The organism is Paenibacillus sp. alder61 (assembly GCF_020179875.1).
GTDB classification, from domain to species: Bacteria; Bacillota; Bacilli; order Paenibacillales; family Paenibacillaceae; genus Fontibacillus; species Fontibacillus faecis.
In genome coordinates this window covers 23,915-39,321 of record NZ_JAIUDG010000032.1, presented here as the reverse complement: position 1 = coordinate 39,321, position 15,407 = coordinate 23,915, and the positions used below count along the sequence as shown (strand labels likewise).

16 protein-coding genes and 1 riboswitch are annotated in these 15,407 nt (G+C 55.6%); of the genes, 8 read left to right on the top strand and 8 right to left on the bottom strand.

What is annotated here, in order from left to right:
- The first annotated feature begins 99 nt into the window (after positions 1-99).
- Entirely contained in the window at positions 100-1,425 is a 1,326-nt protein-coding gene (locus LBW89_RS25290; RefSeq protein WP_148449611.1) for a voltage-gated chloride channel family protein, read from the top strand.
- Between the two features lie 68 nt (positions 1,426-1,493).
- Here LBW89_RS25290 and LBW89_RS25285 read toward each other — a convergent pair whose 3' ends face one another.
- Positions 1,494-1,907 carry a DUF4183 domain-containing protein gene (locus LBW89_RS25285; protein ID WP_148449609.1) on the bottom strand — a complete coding sequence of 138 codons (414 nt, stop codon included), beginning with the start codon at positions 1,905-1,907 and terminating at the stop codon, positions 1,494-1,496.
- Positions 1,908-2,223: 316 nt separating this feature from the next.
- On the opposite strand from LBW89_RS25285, the gene LBW89_RS27615 reads away from it, so the two are divergent.
- The 3 genes from LBW89_RS27615 to LBW89_RS25265 all read left to right on the top strand — a co-directional run bounded on the left by LBW89_RS27615 (position 2,224) and on the right by LBW89_RS25265 (position 4,664).
- A complete protein-coding gene (locus LBW89_RS27615) occupies positions 2,224-3,186 on the top strand; it encodes a DUF4183 domain-containing protein (RefSeq protein ID WP_170286985.1) in 963 nt (320 codons plus the stop codon).
- A 71-nt stretch (positions 3,187-3,257) separates the two neighbouring features.
- A complete protein-coding gene (fosB, locus tag LBW89_RS25270) occupies positions 3,258-3,677 on the top strand; it encodes a metallothiol transferase FosB (protein WP_148449605.1) in 420 nt (139 codons plus the stop codon).
- A gap of 102 nt (positions 3,678-3,779) precedes the next feature.
- Complete coding sequence (locus LBW89_RS25265; protein WP_148449603.1) at positions 3,780-4,664, top strand: radical SAM/SPASM domain-containing protein; 885 nt, start codon at positions 3,780-3,782, stop codon at positions 4,662-4,664.
- Positions 4,665-5,745: 1,081 nt separating this feature from the next.
- Here LBW89_RS25265 and LBW89_RS25260 read toward each other — a convergent pair.
- The 3 genes from LBW89_RS25260 to namA all read right to left on the bottom strand — a co-directional run bounded on the left by LBW89_RS25260 (position 5,746) and on the right by namA (position 8,383).
- The gene (locus LBW89_RS25260; protein WP_148449598.1) at positions 5,746-6,576 is read right to left on the bottom strand and encodes a 1,4-dihydroxy-6-naphthoate synthase; all 831 of its coding nucleotides are present in this window, start codon (positions 6,574-6,576) and stop codon (positions 5,746-5,748) included.
- Positions 6,573-7,304 carry a futalosine hydrolase gene (locus LBW89_RS25255; RefSeq protein ID WP_148449597.1) on the bottom strand — a complete coding sequence of 244 codons (732 nt, stop codon included), beginning with the start codon at positions 7,302-7,304 and terminating at the stop codon, positions 6,573-6,575. Before LBW89_RS25255 ends, LBW89_RS25260 begins: the two co-directional genes overlap by 4 nt.
- A 71-nt stretch (positions 7,305-7,375) precedes the next feature.
- Entirely contained in the window at positions 7,376-8,383 is a 1,008-nt protein-coding gene (gene namA, locus LBW89_RS25250; protein ID WP_148449595.1) for an NADPH dehydrogenase NamA, read from the bottom strand.
- 153 nt (positions 8,384-8,536) lie between these two features.
- Positions 8,537-8,641: riboswitch (guanidine-I (ykkC/yxkD leader) on the top strand.
- Between the two features lie 80 nt (positions 8,642-8,721).
- Between namA and LBW89_RS25245 the strand changes: the two genes are divergently transcribed.
- Both LBW89_RS25245 and LBW89_RS25240 read left to right on the top strand, forming a co-directional pair.
- Positions 8,722-9,084 (top strand): DMT family transporter, encoded by a 363-nt coding sequence (locus LBW89_RS25245; protein ID WP_276508676.1) that lies wholly within the window; start codon positions 8,722-8,724, stop codon positions 9,082-9,084.
- Between the two features lies 1 nt (position 9,085).
- The gene (locus tag LBW89_RS25240) at positions 9,086-9,400 is read left to right on the top strand and encodes a DMT family transporter (RefSeq protein ID WP_148449591.1); all 315 of its coding nucleotides are present in this window, start codon (positions 9,086-9,088) and stop codon (positions 9,398-9,400) included.
- 603 nt (positions 9,401-10,003) lie between these two features.
- On the opposite strand, the gene LBW89_RS25235 is transcribed toward LBW89_RS25240, so the two are convergent.
- The gene (locus LBW89_RS25235; RefSeq protein ID WP_148449589.1) at positions 10,004-10,195 is read right to left on the bottom strand and encodes a hypothetical protein; all 192 of its coding nucleotides are present in this window, start codon (positions 10,193-10,195) and stop codon (positions 10,004-10,006) included.
- The gene (locus LBW89_RS25230; protein WP_170286983.1) at positions 10,192-11,364 is read right to left on the bottom strand and encodes a DUF4062 domain-containing protein; all 1,173 of its coding nucleotides are present in this window, start codon (positions 11,362-11,364) and stop codon (positions 10,192-10,194) included. The genes LBW89_RS25235 and LBW89_RS25230 overlap by 4 nt, the downstream gene beginning before the upstream one ends.
- Before the next feature lie 211 nt (positions 11,365-11,575).
- Between LBW89_RS25230 and LBW89_RS25225 the strand changes: the two genes are divergently transcribed.
- Positions 11,576-12,172, top strand: a complete 597-nt coding sequence (locus LBW89_RS25225) for a nitroreductase family protein (RefSeq protein ID WP_148449585.1) — start codon at positions 11,576-11,578, stop codon at positions 12,170-12,172.
- A 111-nt stretch (positions 12,173-12,283) separates the two neighbouring features.
- Here the strand turns inward: LBW89_RS25225 and LBW89_RS25220 are convergent, their stop codons facing one another.
- Positions 12,284-14,098: an SgrR family transcriptional regulator gene (locus LBW89_RS25220; protein WP_148449583.1), complete on the bottom strand. Its 1,815-nt coding sequence runs from the start codon at positions 14,096-14,098 to the stop codon at positions 12,284-12,286.
- A gap of 144 nt (positions 14,099-14,242) precedes the next feature.
- Between LBW89_RS25220 and LBW89_RS25215 the strand changes: the two genes are divergently transcribed.
- The gene (locus tag LBW89_RS25215; protein WP_148449581.1) at positions 14,243-14,422 is read left to right on the top strand and encodes a hypothetical protein; all 180 of its coding nucleotides are present in this window, start codon (positions 14,243-14,245) and stop codon (positions 14,420-14,422) included.
- Here the strand turns inward: LBW89_RS25215 and LBW89_RS25210 are convergent.
- On the bottom strand, positions 14,397-15,380 hold the full coding sequence (locus LBW89_RS25210) for an electron transfer flavoprotein subunit alpha/FixB family protein (protein ID WP_148449580.1): 984 nt from the start codon (positions 15,378-15,380) through the stop codon (positions 14,397-14,399). The genes LBW89_RS25215 and LBW89_RS25210 overlap by 26 nt on opposite strands.
- Between the last annotated feature and the right edge of the window lie 27 nt (positions 15,381-15,407).

The window sequence follows — 15,407 nt, the reverse complement described above, 5'->3', positions numbered from 1 at the left end:
GAACCAAGTTTATTGACGGGCCTGATTGCATGGGATAAACTATTCTGGTTTACTGCGCTGAAATGTATTTATTTTGGAGGAAAAAAGGGGCGTTTACATATGAAACTAAACAAAGGGCGCGCCTGGAGAGGAAAATCGGCGGATCCGCTTTCGTATGCGGCTTATCCGGGCTCGTTTCTAAAATGGCTGCTGCTGGGGAGCGCGGTCGGCGTTATGGCGGGAAGCGCATCGGCGGTTTTTTTGCTAAGTCTCGATTTTGTTACGGGGCAACGGGTAAGACATGAGTGGCTGCTCTATCTGCTTCCGGCCGGGGGCGCGATGATCAGCTATTTGTATATGAAATTCGGTAACAATAGCGGCAAAGGTAATAATTTAATTCTTGAACGCATTCAAGACGGAACCGAACGGATCCCGCTTCGCATGGCCCCATTGGTGCTGCTGGGTACGCTTGGAACCCACCTGTTCGGCGGATCGGCGGGAAGGGAAGGAACCGCGGTACAGATGGGCGGGAGTCTGGCCGAGTGGTTTGGAAACATGATAAAGATTAATGAACCGGAACGAAAAATTCTCTTGATGTGCGGCATAAGCGGCGGTTTCGGCTCGGTGTTCGGCACTCCGCTGGCCGGAACCGTATTTGGGCTGGAGGTGGCCGCGTTCGGGCTGATCAGTCATCGCGCATTAGTTCCTTGTTTTGCCGCCAGTTTTGTAGGTGACCTGATTGCTACTGAGATCTGGGGAGTACATCATTTGCATTACGGGATGGGCCCCGTCCCGGCTTTGTCGGCTGCGGTATTGCTGAAGGTGGTGTTGGCCTCGATCCTGTTCGGGCTCGCCGCCTTAAGCTTTAGCGGGCTTACGCATGCTTTGAAGCGCCAGTTCACCAGGTTGTTGCCGAATCCGGTGCTGAAAAGCGCGGTGGGCGGTATTCTGATTATCGCGTTCGTTTACGTACTGGGAACCCGCGATTATTTGGGGCTGGGGACTTCCCTGATCGCGGATTCTTTTCAAAGTGAGGGTGGTGTTATATCGCCGCTCGCATTCCTTTGGAAACTTCTGTTTACCGCGTTGACTCTGGGCACCGGATTTCAGGGAGGGGAAGTGACCCCGCTGTTCGCTATCGGATCGACTCTGGGGCATTCCTTGGCGGGATGGCTGCATTTATATGCTCCTTTTCTCGCCGCGTTGGGATTTGTCGCGGTTTTTAGCGGGGCCGCAAATACGCCGTTGGCTTGTTTTATTATGGGGATCGAGCTGTTCGGTTCCGAAGGGGCGCTCTATCTTTTTATCGCCTGTATGGTCAGTTACGTCTTCTCGGGACACAGCGGGATTTACAGTTCCCAGCAAATCGGCTCCTCCAAAAGCGGCCGATGGCCGATGGCCGAAGGCATGACCCTGGCGGCGTGGAAGAATCGCAAAAATAAATAACGCCATAAAGAAGAAGGATCCGGTCGAGCCGGATCCTCTTTGCATTGCTGCATATTAGGGGGCATCCATTAAGTGATAATGGTGATCGACGGAGCCGAAATGGTCGGCTGCGTCGTAATCGCCGAGGTTACGCCGGCAAAGCTGGAGATTTCCAGTTGAACCGGGACTCCGGGAGTCAGGTCCGTCGTGGCCAATACCAGGCTTGCCGTAGTCAATGTCGAAAGGGAAGCTTGCTGAAGGACGCCGTTGATATACACGTTGAAGTAATCGCTGGCCGTCAACGCGGGGAGTGTCGTAACGGCCCCGTCCGCATCGTCGACAAAGCTGGCGGCGGGAATCGTCGTCTCCGTGGCTCCGATCATACCCGCCGTGATCGTGGCAAAAAACCGGCTGGTTTCGGGAGTTACCGTAGTGGTGACGGCTCCCCCGGTGGCAACCGGTGCCGTAGCTACGGCTGTAAATACGGGCTTGATTACAGGCATGCTGTTCACCTCCTTGTCGGAAGGGGATATCGAAACGATTTTCGACTCCATTTATTAAATGTTTCTTTCTCGGCGGTGAGACGGCGGTTTTCCCTTGCCAGTAGTCTCTTTTTCATAACAGAAGGTCACTCGCCTATCCCGCGGTTGGGTGAACGGCATATGATAAGGAGCAGAGGAATCAAACGGAGGTGGCAGCTTGATGGGAAAAACCGCAAGACGGAAAAGGATAAGACTTCTCAAGCGATGCCGGCGCCGCCGCCCGACACGGCCCCTGAAAAAAAGGAGAACTTGTCGAGTCAGGCGCTCCCGAAAACATTTGACGAATCCGGAAGGATCGCCGAATGGCGGAGGAGGACAGGGCTCGTCTGGGTACAGCTCTCCCCCCGGCACTCCGGGGAGCCCCGGGGCCGACGGGCCGCGGGGGAGCGAGGGAGCGATAGGGGCTGCGGGCCCGGATGGAAAGCAGGGTCCACCGGGGGAGAAGGGCCATGCGGGAGCGCCGGGTCAGCCGGGACCGCATGGCCTTCCAGGGCACGCGGGACCGGTAGGACCGGCGGGGATGGAAGGCAGGCAGGGTCCGCCGGGAAACGCGGGCCATGCGGGAGCGCCGGGTCAGCCGGGACCGCAAGGAGTTCCAGGGCACCCGGGATCGGTAGGACCGGCGGGGATGGAAGGCAGGCAAGGGCCTCCAGGGAACGCGGGTCCCGCGGGAGCGCCGGGTCAGCCGGGACCGCAAGGGCCTCCAGGGCCCTCGGGGCCGGTAGGACCGGCGGGGATGGAAGGCAGGCAAGGGCCGCCAGGGAACGCGGGCACCGCGGGGGAGCCGGGTCAGGCCGGACCGCAAGGACCGCCGGGAGCTGCAGGACCGATGGGACCGACGGGTCCGATGGGTCCGGTAGGTCCCCAAGGCACACCTGGCCCGGCAGGCCCTGAAGGGCCGGAAGGACCAACCGGTCCGCCGGGTCCACCGGGAGGCGACTTCACGGTTGTACCTGCCGTCTATCGATATTTTTATTTGCCGGAGGAGAATCTCCATTCCCAAATCACGATTCAGGCCAATCAATTTACGGATGATGAAGGGAAGACCGCAGCGGCTTTCGCCGGGTTATCCGAGAGCAGTTACACCAATTTATTCATCAATGGCGTTTTGCAGGAAAAACGTCTGTATTCCATCTCCTCCACGGCTTTGACGCTGGACCTTGGTTCGGATATCATACTCGCGGGGACTCCTGTTATTATAGAGAACGTGGAAATGAAAGTACTTATTAAGTCGGGGTAAATAGGCAATTTCCGGGGGCCGGGAATTTCCCGGTCCTGAAGACACCAAGGAGAAGGAGATTAGAGGCAGGCATGAGCATTCAGGGCATCAATCATTTTTGTTTTTCCGTTTCCGACTTGGAGAGGTCCATCACATTTTACCGCCAGGTTTTCGAGGCTAAGCTGCTTGCGAAAGGAAGGTCGTTGGCATATTTTGACCTCAACGGCCATTGGTTGGCGCTTAATCGGGAGGAGGTTGAGCGGAACGAAGCTCCCCGCACATACACCCATATCGCTTTTTCCGTTAAAGACGAAGATTGGGCGCATGTTCTGGAACGGCTTCGGACAGCGGGGGCGGAAATCCTGCCAGGTCGAACGCGGGACGAGCGGGACGGCAAATCGGTTTATTTTTTGGATCCGGACGGGCATATGTTCGAGTTCCATACGGGGACGCTCGCCGACAGGCTGGCCTACTACAAGGCGGACAAGCCGCATATCGAGTTTTTCGATTAGTTTACGATAAATTTTTCGGGTTGGGCCAAACGGAAAAATACGCTACACTGATAAGGATAGTAATCAAGCCACCATTATGAAGAGAAGCAGGTTATAGCCATCATGAAAAAGTTCAAGAAGTTCTACATCGAGACGACCAGCATTTGCAATTTGGCGTGCAGCTTCTGTCCGCCGACTCAGCGGCAAGCTCAATTTATCAAGCTTGAGGATTTCCGTAAAATTTTGGACGAGATTAAGCCCCATACCGACTATATTTATTTTCACGTGAAAGGGGAGCCGCTGCTGCATCCCAAAATCGATCAACTGCTGGATGTCAGCCATGAAAAAGGATTTAAAGTCAATATTACGACAAACGGAACGCTGCTGCATAAAGCCGCACATAAGCTGCTGGGCAAGCCCGCCTTGAGGCAGATCAACTTTTCGCTGCACAGCTTTGACGGACATGAAGGCTCCACGGACCGGGAAGAGTATATCACGAGCGTGTTGTCCTTTGTTCGCGAGGCCACGGCCATATCGGATCTGATCGTCTCTTTCCGGTTATGGAATCTGACGCAGGATAATGAGACGAATCTGCAGAGAAGCCGCAACCGCGCCACATTGGAGCTGATTGAACGGGAGTTTGGGCTGGATTTTCGCATTGAAGAAAAGGTCATCCCCGGCAGCGGCATCAAGCTGGCCGAACGCGTCTATTTGAACCAGGACCACGAATTTGACTGGCCAAGTCTAACCGCCCCGGAAGACGACGGCCGGGGGTTTTGCCATGCGCTGCGCAATCAGGCGGGGATTCTGGTGGACGGAACGGTCATTCCCTGCTGCCTGGATGGAGAAGGCGTGATCAATTTGGGGAATGTGCACAACATCCCATTCTCCGAAATTATCGAGGGCGAGCGGGCCACCCGGTTGTATGAAGGGTTTTCCCAGCGGATCGCCGTGGAGGAGTTATGCCGGAAGTGCGGATACCGTAAACGTTTTGGAGGGGCAGAGTGAAAGGGATTACTACCTTCGGCTGTGGCACCCGTATTTTGCTTTTAGTGCCAATCTGTATTTCCTTTGAAAGCTGGGCAGGGGAATCGTGATAAAAGCTTTTTAAACCGCGATTTTGTCGAATTCGGCTTAGCGCCGGGAAATAGCGGCTTTTTAGGGCCTTATTTTAGGGGAAAACGGGCCGAAAACCGATTTTTGGACTCGCATCAGAGAAATAAGGCCTTTTTTAGCCGCTATTTTTCCCGAAAAAGCGAATTTGGGTGAAATAGCAGCCCAAAAGGCCGCTATATAACGGGCGGCAAGTGAGATTGCGGGATGGGCAACACCATGTCAGGTTTAAAACAACGCCAGTGCTTTTTGACCGCTATTTTCTCAGTGGAGGCGAATCCGACCGGAATAACGGCCCAAAATGCCGCTAAGTCAGCAACAGCGGGAGCTGGGGAAATTGTGGTGGGGGCTTGAAGAATTGAGTCCGCTAAGCCGAGGCGAAAAATCTTAAAAAAACTCCTACTACAATGGGTGCTGGCAATAGGTGGAATACCTCCGGATAATCAACGAGGCGGTGTATCGTTATAATCCTCAAAGGGATATGAAATCAGATCTTATATGTAAAAAAGAAATGGCGACCATTTGGTCGCCATTTTGAACTAGTGCCCCATCAGATAACCTTGTTAACATAGAATTCCTGCAAATATGCATGCTTTTTCTTGTGCGAGAACAAAAAATGGAAAATTCCTGCGATTCTGCAGGAATTTTCGGCGAAACCGGCTCGTTTCTCTAAAATCGCAGGAAATGCCTGCAGATTTGCATCTTTTTTCGCAATCCCTCGTGAATCAGCCTAAAATACCTGCAGATTTGCATCTTTTTTTGGAGTTGGAGATGTTGGAAAGTTCGCCATGCACCTTGATCGGCGTGAGCCAATACGACTTGGATGTCTATGGGCGTGAAATTGCGTTTTTATCGAGCACCTCACTCCAAAGCATAGTTGTATTAGCGACATATTCTCATTTTCTCCACTACGATGTCTGATGAGGTATTAGAGCGAATCTCGTTATCTAACCAACATCCAAGGGGAATTTTTAATTTACTTTAACAAGGCGAGGTCCACTTCGGGCACCAAACCTTCGCGCGCGGCACGCGCCAACAGCGCGGTTACCGCAGCGTAGCCGTCCTCTCCCAGGTTTGCCGTGTATTCGTTAACGTATAAGTCGATGTGCGCGCGGGTTACGTCCGGCGACATCTCCTGGGCGTGCTCCAAAACGTAAACCGCGGAGGCTTCCGGATGCGCCCAGGCGTATTCGACCGAAGCGCGAATCCAGGCGGAAAGGGAAGCGAGATCCAAATCCCGCCGCGCGATAATCGCACCGAGCGGGATCGGAAGTCCCGTATCGGCTTCCCACCAGCTGCCGAGATCGGCCAGCATTTGGAGGCCATACGACGGATAGGTGAACCGCGCTTCGTGGATGACAAGACCGGCGTCGATGGAGCCGTTTTGCACGGCCGGCATGATTTCGTCGAACGGAAGGACGACGATTTCTCCAATCCCGCCGGGCACATGGCGCGCGGCCCACAGCCGGAACAGCAGGTAAGCGGTGGAACGCTCGCTCGGCACCGCGACGCGTTTACCGGCGAGGCTCTCGGCTCCTTGACCCTTCTCCCGGGTCAGGACCAGCGGGCCGCAGCCGCGGCCGAGCGCGCCTCCGCAGGGGAGAAGAGCGTATTTGTCCAACACCCAGGGGAGAGCGGCATAAGATATTTTAAGAATTTCGGGTCCCTGGCCTTCGGCCGCCAGACCGTTGGTAATGTCGATATCCGCATAGGTGACGTCGAACTCCGGGGCACCCGGAATCAGCCCATGCACCAGGGCATGAAAAACAAACGTGTCGTTCGGACACGGAGAAAACGCGATATTCATGATTGCAGCACCTCCGGTAAGTATGAGCAGGCCAGTTCCAACGCCTGCAGGGCGTCGCCGATCTTCCACAGCTCGCGCTGACGGGGGCCGACGGCGTTGGAAATCGCGCGGATTTCCAGCACGGGGAGGCCCAAACGCCGGGCCGCTACGGCCACGCCGAAGCCTTCCATCGCTTCGGCCGCAGCGCCGGGCACCCGCGCGGCCAGCAGTTCGGCGGTGGCGGCCGTGCCGGTAACCGTCGACAGCGTCAGCACGGGCCCGCTGCACACGGGCAGGCCGGCGGACTCTAGCGCCGCCGTCCAGCGCGCAGCCAGCCCTTCGGTGACCGGCACGCGTGCCGAGCCGAAGCCGAGCTCGTCCACGGCGGCGAAGCCGTCCGCCGTCTCCGCGCCCAGGTCGGCGGCGACGATGTCGCTCGCGACGACGAGCGAGCCGACGGGCGCGCGGCCGGGGAAGCCGCCGCCGATGCCGGCGCAGACGACGAGCTCATAGCCGCCGTCCGCGGCTAGCTCGGCGGCCGTCGCTGCGGCCGCCAGCGCGGAGCCGACGCCGGCGAGCCGCACGTCGAAAGCGGGCCCCCCGTCACGGGCGGGGGCCGAAGCTGCGCCGCCGCGGCTCAGCCCGCGCAGCACCGCGTTCCGCTCCGCTTCGACCGCGGTCATGATCAGCACGCGCCGCGGAGCACCCCCCTGCGGGGCCGCCGTTTCCTGCGTAGTGGAATCCTTCATCAGCTTTCTTCACTCCTTAGCATTGTCTTTGTTCCTTGCTACTCCTTGCTATGATTCCACTGCCAAACGGCCTAGGCCCGGCCATACGGCGCAGGCCGGTCGATCTCGGCCCCAAGCTCCTTGGCGGCGTTCCAGGCCCAGTAGGGGTTTCTCAACAGCTCGCGGCCGAGAAACACCAGGTCGGCCCGTCCGTTGCCGAGGATTTCTTCGGCTTGTGCGGCGGTCGTGATCAAGCCGACGGCACCGGTGGCTATGCCGGCCTGTTTGCGGATTTGATCGGCCAAATCGACCTGGTAACCCGGGAAAACCTCGATTTTGGCGGGAACGACCCCGCCGGAGCTGCAGTCGATCAGATCTACGCCCTGGGCTTTCATTTTACGGGAGTACTCGATATACTGCTCCAGCGAGTTTCCGCGATCGTCGTACTCCTTGGCGGAAAGACGGACGAAGATCGGTCCGTCCCAAACCGTTTGGACCGCGTCGATGATCTCGCCGAGCAGCCGGTACCGGTTCTCCGGCGTCCCGCCGTACTCGTCCTCGCGTTGGTTCACCAGCGGGGACAAAAACTGGTTGATCAAGTAGCCGTGCGCAGCATGCAGTTCGATAATATCGAAACCGGCTTCCTTGGCGCGGCGGGCGCCCTCCCGAAACCCGGCGATCACTTCGCGGATCTGTTCCCGGCTTGCCGGGGCGGGCATCTTCATTTCCGGAAACGGAACCGCCGACGGGGCGATAATCGGCTCTTCCAGCTTGGCTTTACGGCCGGCATGAGCCAATTGAATCGCCGCTTTGGCTCCATGCTGGTGGATCAAATCCACCACATTTTTCAGCCCGGGAATATGGTCGTCGGTCCAAATGCCGAGGTCGCGATAGGAGATACGGCCCTCCGGCAGGACCGCCGTGGCTTCCACAACAATTAGTCCCACCCCGCCGACAGCGCGGGTGGCGTAGTGGATCCGGTGCCAGTCGGCCACCTTCCCGTCATGATTCGGGGAAGAGTACATGCACATCGGCGACATGACGATCCGATTTTTTAGGGTAACGTTCCTCAGCGTGTACGGAGCAAACAGTTTGGCCATGTTGATTCCACTCCCTTTTTCACGAAATATATATTCAAAACGTGATTTTCTTCTCCTTGTATATGTTAGATCAAACCAAATACTTGTACAAGTCGAAGGGACAGCTAGCGCTGGGACCTTGACCTATGGCGCCCGGTCGTGTATTATATATTTCACTTTGTTCCCTAGGGTTCCGCGGCGACGCTTGCGCCGGTCCGGTCCGAGAGGGAGCGTGCGGCGAATACGCCGCGGACACGGAGGGATAAAAGCCCGGGAGGATATCGAAGGAGATATCTTCCCGGGTTTTTCGCTGCATGTGAATGAGAACAATTTTTAAAGGCAAAGAGGAGGGGGAGCTTGTGAATCGTTACTGGAATTTGATCTGGATCGCGGGTGCTTTGGAAATCGGATGGGTGATCGGGCTGAAGCATTCCTATAACGTCTGGACTTGGGGAGGAACGATCCTCGCTTTGGCGCTGAGTACCTATCTGTTAATCCGGTCGACCGCCAAGCTGCCGGTGGGGACGGCGTATGCGGTATTCACGGGGATTGGCACGGCGGGGACGGTGTTGGCCGAGATGGTCATTTTCGGCGAGCCGTTCCGTATTCTGAAAATTTTACTGATTTTGCTGCTTGTATCCGGAGTAATCGGATTAAAAGTCGTTACAGCCGACGGCGGCCCGGAATCGGGGCCTGAGGCTGAGCCGGGAGGGGGAAGATAAGATGGCTTGGTTATTATTGGTTTTGGCCGGCATGGGCGAGGTCATCGGCGTAGCCGGAATCAGCCGGTTAAATCGTTCCCGCGATCCGCTGTCCTTTGTTCTGCTGATCGGCGGCTTTGTCCTTAGTTTAACGTTTCTGTCGATCGCGATGCAGTCCATTTCGATGGGAACGGCCTATGCGGTTTGGACCGGCATGGGAACGGTGGGGAGCACGCTGGTCGGGATGTTTTTGTACGGGGAATCCAAGGACGCGAGGAGACTCCTGTTCATCGCCATGGTTTTGTCGGCGGCGGTAGGTTTGAAGTTAATCGCCTGAATTACCGAGTCATGTGGGAAGCATAACCACCCGTCAAACGTGGTTTGCTCTTAGGCTATAAGCCTTTATTACCGGTTCGAGTTTAAAGGCGCTAGCATTCACTTCGTTCAAGCTACTATGCCATTGCCGCTTTTGCCTACCCCGTCAGACAACCTTGATAATATACAATTCCGCATATGTGCATGTTTTTTTCTTGTTCAGGGCCTAACATTTCAAAATTCCTGCAAATCTGCAGGAATTTTTGACGAAACCGGCTCGTTTCTCTAAAATCGCTGGAAATTCCTGCTGATTTGCATCTTTTTTCGCATTCCCGTGGGGACCGGCCAGAAATACCTGCAGATTTGCATCTTTTTGGAGTTGGAAGCTTGGAAGCAAGCACACTAGGCGCCTCTTTGTATGTGACATCTCACTTCGATTAGTCATTAAGCCACCTTTTCGTTTCGGTATAAATAGTAGCTTGAACACTCCTATGATAACCAATCCATTAGCTGGTTTTTTGCTGCAAGCATCACTACGCACGCTTCGCGTGCTCAACTGGCTAATGCCAAACAAAAATAGCCCGTCCAGTGTCCCGGACGGACTATTCACCTGGCGGCCGCTAGGCTAGGCTCTCTTCGTGGCCTGGGCGAACCGGTCCTTGATCTGCTTGTTATTGCGCTTCATCGCCGTGCGCTGCTCGCGAAGGATTTGCGACGAGTTTTTCGACGCGGGAGCGAACAATAGCGCTTCTTTAGGCTGGGCTCCTACGGCTTTGCTGACCCGACCGTTTTTGGATACGAACACTCCGGCACTCATGGCTGCATTCCTCCCAAGCATAATTTGATCAATTCGATGATGAGCGGATTTTTACTCATTATAGCATGGTTGATACTCTCTTTGTAGTGGATGAATTTCTTATAATTCCAGTCCGGATCGGCCGGATAATGCAAGGTGATTACATAGGAGCCGGATCGGATACAGTGGTAGAACATTTTTTTCGCTTCTTTAAAAAACACCTGTTCACCAGGGTCCCCCAAGTCCAGCGTCAGTACGGCGTACGAACTTTTGTCGTCCAGTGAAAAGGCCGGTACGGATGCCGCATCGCCCGTTTTGGCGACCAAGCATAGTTCTCTATCCCGCAGTACATAAAGGGTTGCGGCGCAGCAATCCTCGTATCGGCCGACGCATTCGGACATATAGGGGCCGTAACGCTGCTCGATATCTCCGCCCTCCAGTTTGCCCACGACGAGCCCAAGAAATTTATCCGGTTGCCGAAGACCCGTAATATGAAGGGCGGGGAGTAATCCGGCCAGCAATTCAAAGGCTGCGTCAAAATCATCCAGCCTTGCGGCGTTCTGCTCAATGGACTCTTCCAAAGGAAGCAGGAGGGAGCCCCGGCGAAGCAAATCGCTGAAATAAGCTTTCCAGTCGATCGTTACGCCTAACGACAAGTCGTCGATATAGACCTTCCGCATCATCATGTCTTGGAGAAAATACCAAACGTAGGGATCGATCTCCCGGGGAACGCGCTCATCCCGCTTTAGCATTTCCATCATATGAGGCGGGGAGGGAAAACGGTCCTCCTTGGCAATGGATTGATCGATGTAGTGGTCCAGCAGAGGCTTCACCCGGCCGAAAAAAGCGGACTTCACTTCGACATCGCCGAACACGAGGATGGTTTTCTCCTGTTCGTAAGCTTTAATGAACTCCATATGGGTTATCGTTCGCATCGCTTTGGAATCGTATGTACCCGCCTTGCCGCCGATAAAGAGCAGATAAATGTCGCACTCCGCAACCGCTTCCAAACATCGGACCACCGGGTCGACATGGGCTGGCCAAGGCCCGAGATTCTCCTCCCACATCAGAGGCTCGTGTCCCATAGCCTCCAGCTCCTTGAATACTTTGCGACGAAGCGGTTTAAGACCATCTTCGTTGACGGAGCTGATGAATATTTTGGTTCTTGCCATCAGCAAGCTCCCTTCCATCGCTATTTCTCCCATTATAACCCAAATTCAACTGCCCGTTGAGATTAAAGTTTTTCAAAAAATAGACTTGCAAACCAAAAATAATTTAAGTAATATAATAACGTCAGCTACTAAATAAATGTAAGTATGAGTGGTACGAGTGAGCGGATGAAGATTAATCCTGGGCTCACTGGGTAAACTAACCTAAAATATCGAAGGAGAGATTGAAGAAATGAGCGAATTTTTGAATGCGATCAAAAAAAGACGCAGCGTATATGCGTTGAACCAAGAAATCCCGGTTTCCGAGGACCGGATTGAGGAAATCGTCAAGGAAGCCGTACTGCACACGCCGTCTTCCTTTAACTCGCAAAGCGCTAGAGCGGTCGTTTTGTTTGGCGAGCAGCACCACAAGCTTTGGGACTTGACCAAAGAGACGCTGCGCAAGGTCGTACCGGCCGACAGCTTTGCACCGACGGAAGAAAAGATGGCCTCTTTCCGCAGTGCCCGCGGTACGGTGTTGTTCTTTGAAGACCAAACGGTCATCAAAGGGCTTCAGGACCAATTTGCGGCCTACGCCGAAAACTTCCCGATCTGGTCCCAACAATCCAACGGCATGCTTCAATTTGTGGTATGGACGGCGTTGGCGCAAGAGGGCGTAGGCGCTTCCCTCCAGCACTACAACCCGTTGATCGACGAAGAAGTGAGCAAAGAATGGAATGTGCCGGCCAGCTGGAAGCTGATCGCGCAAATGCCTTTCGGCGGAATCGCCGCAGCGCCTGGAGATAAGGACTTCGCGCCGCTGGACACTCGCTTGAAAGTATTCAAATAAATTCGAGAAGAAAAGTTTCGAGCCTGCAAGGATCCGTACGGATTCTGCAGGCTCTTTGCGTTCGGACCAGGGAAGCCCGCCAGTTCTAATACGGGGAGATCCGGGAAAAATTTAGGCTGGAGCCGCATCCGGCTTCTCCGCCGTCGTCAGCCAAATGTTTTTAAAATCCATCCACCCCAAGTTATTAATGACGATCCCCCGGACGGAAGGATGGACGTAGGTATTCAATTGCCGGTGAACCAGGAACAGGATTTGCGCTTCCTCCTGCAGCCGGATTTCGATCTGCTCCAGCAGAGCCCGGCGTTTTTCTTTGGAGGGGCTCGCGTAAATATCGTTCACAACCTGATGAATCCACCTGCGGAGCCCGGGGGCGAGATGTTGGAAGATGACGCTGTTTTGCTGCAGTAAGCTCTCCAACTCGCAGATCTCGTCGTCGGCAAAAACGAGGCATATTAGCTGGGCGTCCGCTTCCTGAGCCGTTTCGATCCGCGCCAGCATGCCCCTGTCTCCGTAACGGATCTCCACCGGTATACCGATCGAAGCACATTGGCTGGCAATCCACTCGGCTTCATCCCGTTCCGCTTCGGACGCGATCAGCCGGATGGGGGACCCGTCGTAACCGGACTGTGCCAGCAGCTGCTTGGCCGCCTCCGGGTCGGGCCGGCGGTAACCGAGTGCGGCTTCTCCCATAGGCAGAAAGCCGCGGGCGGGATAACCGGGTCTACCCGTGCTTCGGATCAAATCGGACCGGTCGATGATCAGATTGACGGCCTGACGGAAGGAAAGGGACTCCTGCGGCCCGCCTTTGTTCCGGTTCCAACTGATCAGACTGCACCCTTGGCTGAGCGTTTCGATCCGCTGCCAGTCGCCTCCCGCATCGGCCGGTACCCTTGCGTCATTGGCGATCAACTGCTCCCATTTTAGTCGGGAAAGGTTCGGAATATTCTCCGGCATAAAAATCAGCTTAACCCCATCCAGATAAGGCCTGCCGAGGAAATAGCGCGTATGGACCTCCAGCTCGATTCCATTGCTGCCCCAATGGGTAATCCGAAAAGGTCCCGTTCCGCTCGGGAGCCGCCAGAAGCTGCTCTCGTCCAACCCGTTCAGGTCCGACGGGATAATGGAGGCGCAGGAAGAGCAGAGCAGGCGGGGGAACAGCCAGTTCGGCTGGCGCAGTGCAATTCGAACCGTGCGCGAATCGATCGCCGTTACGGTCTCCATCGTCTCCATCATCCAGGCGTTCATGGTTCCGTTCCGCAGCCGCTCCAACGTATAAACGACATCTTCCGCCGTCAGCACTTTTCCGTGGTGAAAGAGAACGCCTTTTCGAAGGTAAAACGTCCATAGACTGCCCGTGTCGTCGCTCTCCCAATGGTGGGCCAGCATCGGCTTGATTCTTTGCTGGTCCGAGTCATACTCCATCAGGCGGTCGAAACATTGCCTCACCAGATGGGAATCGAAGCCGAAGTACAGCTTCGACGGATCGAGCGTGAGCGGAGCGCGATAGACCGGGAGGCGGAACACATCCTTCGCCTGGGTTTCGGCCCCGACTTTTTCCATGCCGAATTGGCCGTTCAGCCATTGGAGGAACTGATCCAACACCGCCCGGTCCTCCTCGTGCTGATACAGGAATTCAAACGCGGAGCGGTATTCCCCTTTTTCCGTCAACCGTTTGGCGTACTCCAGCAAAAAAAGGTCGCGTTTGACCAGAAAGCGGATTTTCGACTTGTTTCCCCGGCCTCTGCCGGGCAGCCACTCAATCCAATGCTCATCCTGTAACCTGCGGACGATCAATTTGACATTTCGTTCCGTACAGTGGAAGAGCCTCGTCAGTTCCTCGAGCGCCACTTCGTACTCCTCCTGTTCCCGTGGAGCCGGCCCTACAAAATGATTGATCAAAGCCATGTAGCGTTCGGCCGACAACATGACACATCTCACCTCCGGTACACCGCCTTTCCCACTAAAAGGGGAAAATCGTTTTTCATAGTGTACACTTTTTCTTCCTATTTTCAAAGGGGATAATGAGACCAAGATCACACCCGGCCGGCAAAAGAAAGGGAGAGAGCAGGAATGAATTACGAAGAGCATTTCCGCAGGGAACTGGAATTACAAAAATTTCATCAGGCCATTCATGAGCCGTTTGCCTTTCATATCGGAAAGAGCGAAGCGGGAACTCCCCGGCTGATCAAAAAGAAAACCTGGATCACCAGGTTTTGGAAGGCGGTTATTGACGTGAAAGGGTCTGTTTGAATTCACGGGTTAAAAGGGGAACCACTTCGAACAAATCCCCCACGATTCCGTAATCGGCGATCTTGAAAATCGGCGCTTCGGGATCTTTGTTAATGGCGATGATGATCCGCGATTGGCTCATCCCGGCCAAATGCTGGATGGCACCGCTGATACCGCAGGCGATGTACAGCTCGGGGGTCACAACCTTTCCGGTCTGCCCGATTTGCAGCGCATAATCGCAGTAGCCGGCGTCGCATGCCCCGCGGGAGGCTCCGACCGCGCCTTGCAGCACCTCGGCAAGCTCCTCCAGCGGTTTAAAACCGTCCGCGCTCTTCACGCCCCGCCCGCCCGACACGACGACCTTGGCCTCGGTGAGGTCCACCTTGCCTGTCGTCTTGCGGACGATATCCCGGATTACGGTTTGAAGCGGGGTTCCCGACACCGTATCGCCGGCCGGCACGATTTCCGCGGGACTCGCGACCGGCCCGGCGGGAGGCAGGTTGTTGGGCCGCAGCGTGACGACGCCCCGGCTTCCGGTAAGCCGCTTCTTCTCGAACGCTTTACCGGCAAACAGCGGGCGGGTGAACAGGGCGCCCTCATCCGTTATTTCGAGCGCGGTCACATCGGAGATTTGACCGGCATCGAGCCGCGCGGCGAGTTGAGGGGCTAGGTCCCGCCCAACCGCCGTATGCCCGAGCAGGACGAGATCGGGCTGGTCCTCGTCGAGCAGCCGGGAAAAAGCGAGGTAGTAAGCCTCGGCCGAGTAGGTCTTTAAATCCGGGTGGTCCAATGTAATCACCCGGCCTTCGACGTGCCCGGCGAGTTCGCGGGCGGGAGCGTCAAGCCCGTGTCCCGGGAGGACGGCGATGATCTCGTCACCTTCCTCTTTGAGGGTGTAGGCCGCATGAAGCGCTTCCAAAGAAACCTGCCGCAGTTTTCCGTCCTTCGTCTCCGCCACGACCATCATCCGTTTACCCATCGTAAGTCCCTCCTTGATTTTCGGCTA

Excerpts from the sequence above, each read along its gene's own strand:
- LBW89_RS25290 (WP_148449611.1), top strand. The coding sequence starts at position 100 with ATGAAACTAAACAAAGGGCGCGCCTGGAGAGGAAAATCGGCGGATCCG.
- LBW89_RS25285 (WP_148449609.1), bottom strand. The coding sequence starts at position 1,907 with ATGCCTGTAATCAAGCCCGTATTTACAGCCGTAGCTACGGCACCGGTT.
- fosB (WP_148449605.1), top strand. The coding sequence starts at position 3,258 with ATGAGCATTCAGGGCATCAATCATTTTTGTTTTTCCGTTTCCGACTTG.
- LBW89_RS25265 (WP_148449603.1), top strand. The coding sequence starts at position 3,780 with ATGAAAAAGTTCAAGAAGTTCTACATCGAGACGACCAGCATTTGCAAT.
- LBW89_RS25260 (WP_148449598.1), bottom strand. The coding sequence starts at position 6,576 with ATGAATATCGCGTTTTCTCCGTGTCCGAACGACACGTTTGTTTTTCAT.
- LBW89_RS25255 (WP_148449597.1), bottom strand. The coding sequence starts at position 7,304 with ATGAAGGATTCCACTACGCAGGAAACGGCGGCCCCGCAGGGGGGTGCT.
- namA (WP_148449595.1), bottom strand. The coding sequence starts at position 8,383 with ATGGCCAAACTGTTTGCTCCGTACACGCTGAGGAACGTTACCCTAAAA.
- LBW89_RS25240 (WP_148449591.1), top strand. The coding sequence starts at position 9,086 with ATGGCTTGGTTATTATTGGTTTTGGCCGGCATGGGCGAGGTCATCGGC.
- LBW89_RS25235 (WP_148449589.1), bottom strand. The coding sequence starts at position 10,195 with ATGAGTGCCGGAGTGTTCGTATCCAAAAACGGTCGGGTCAGCAAAGCC.
- LBW89_RS25230 (WP_170286983.1), bottom strand. The coding sequence starts at position 11,364 with ATGGAAGGGAGCTTGCTGATGGCAAGAACCAAAATATTCATCAGCTCC.
- LBW89_RS25225 (WP_148449585.1), top strand. The coding sequence starts at position 11,576 with ATGAGCGAATTTTTGAATGCGATCAAAAAAAGACGCAGCGTATATGCG.
- LBW89_RS25220 (WP_148449583.1), bottom strand. The coding sequence starts at position 14,098 with ATGTTGTCGGCCGAACGCTACATGGCTTTGATCAATCATTTTGTAGGG.
- LBW89_RS25215 (WP_148449581.1), top strand. The coding sequence starts at position 14,243 with ATGAATTACGAAGAGCATTTCCGCAGGGAACTGGAATTACAAAAATTT.
- LBW89_RS25210 (WP_148449580.1), bottom strand. The coding sequence starts at position 15,380 with ATGGGTAAACGGATGATGGTCGTGGCGGAGACGAAGGACGGAAAACTG.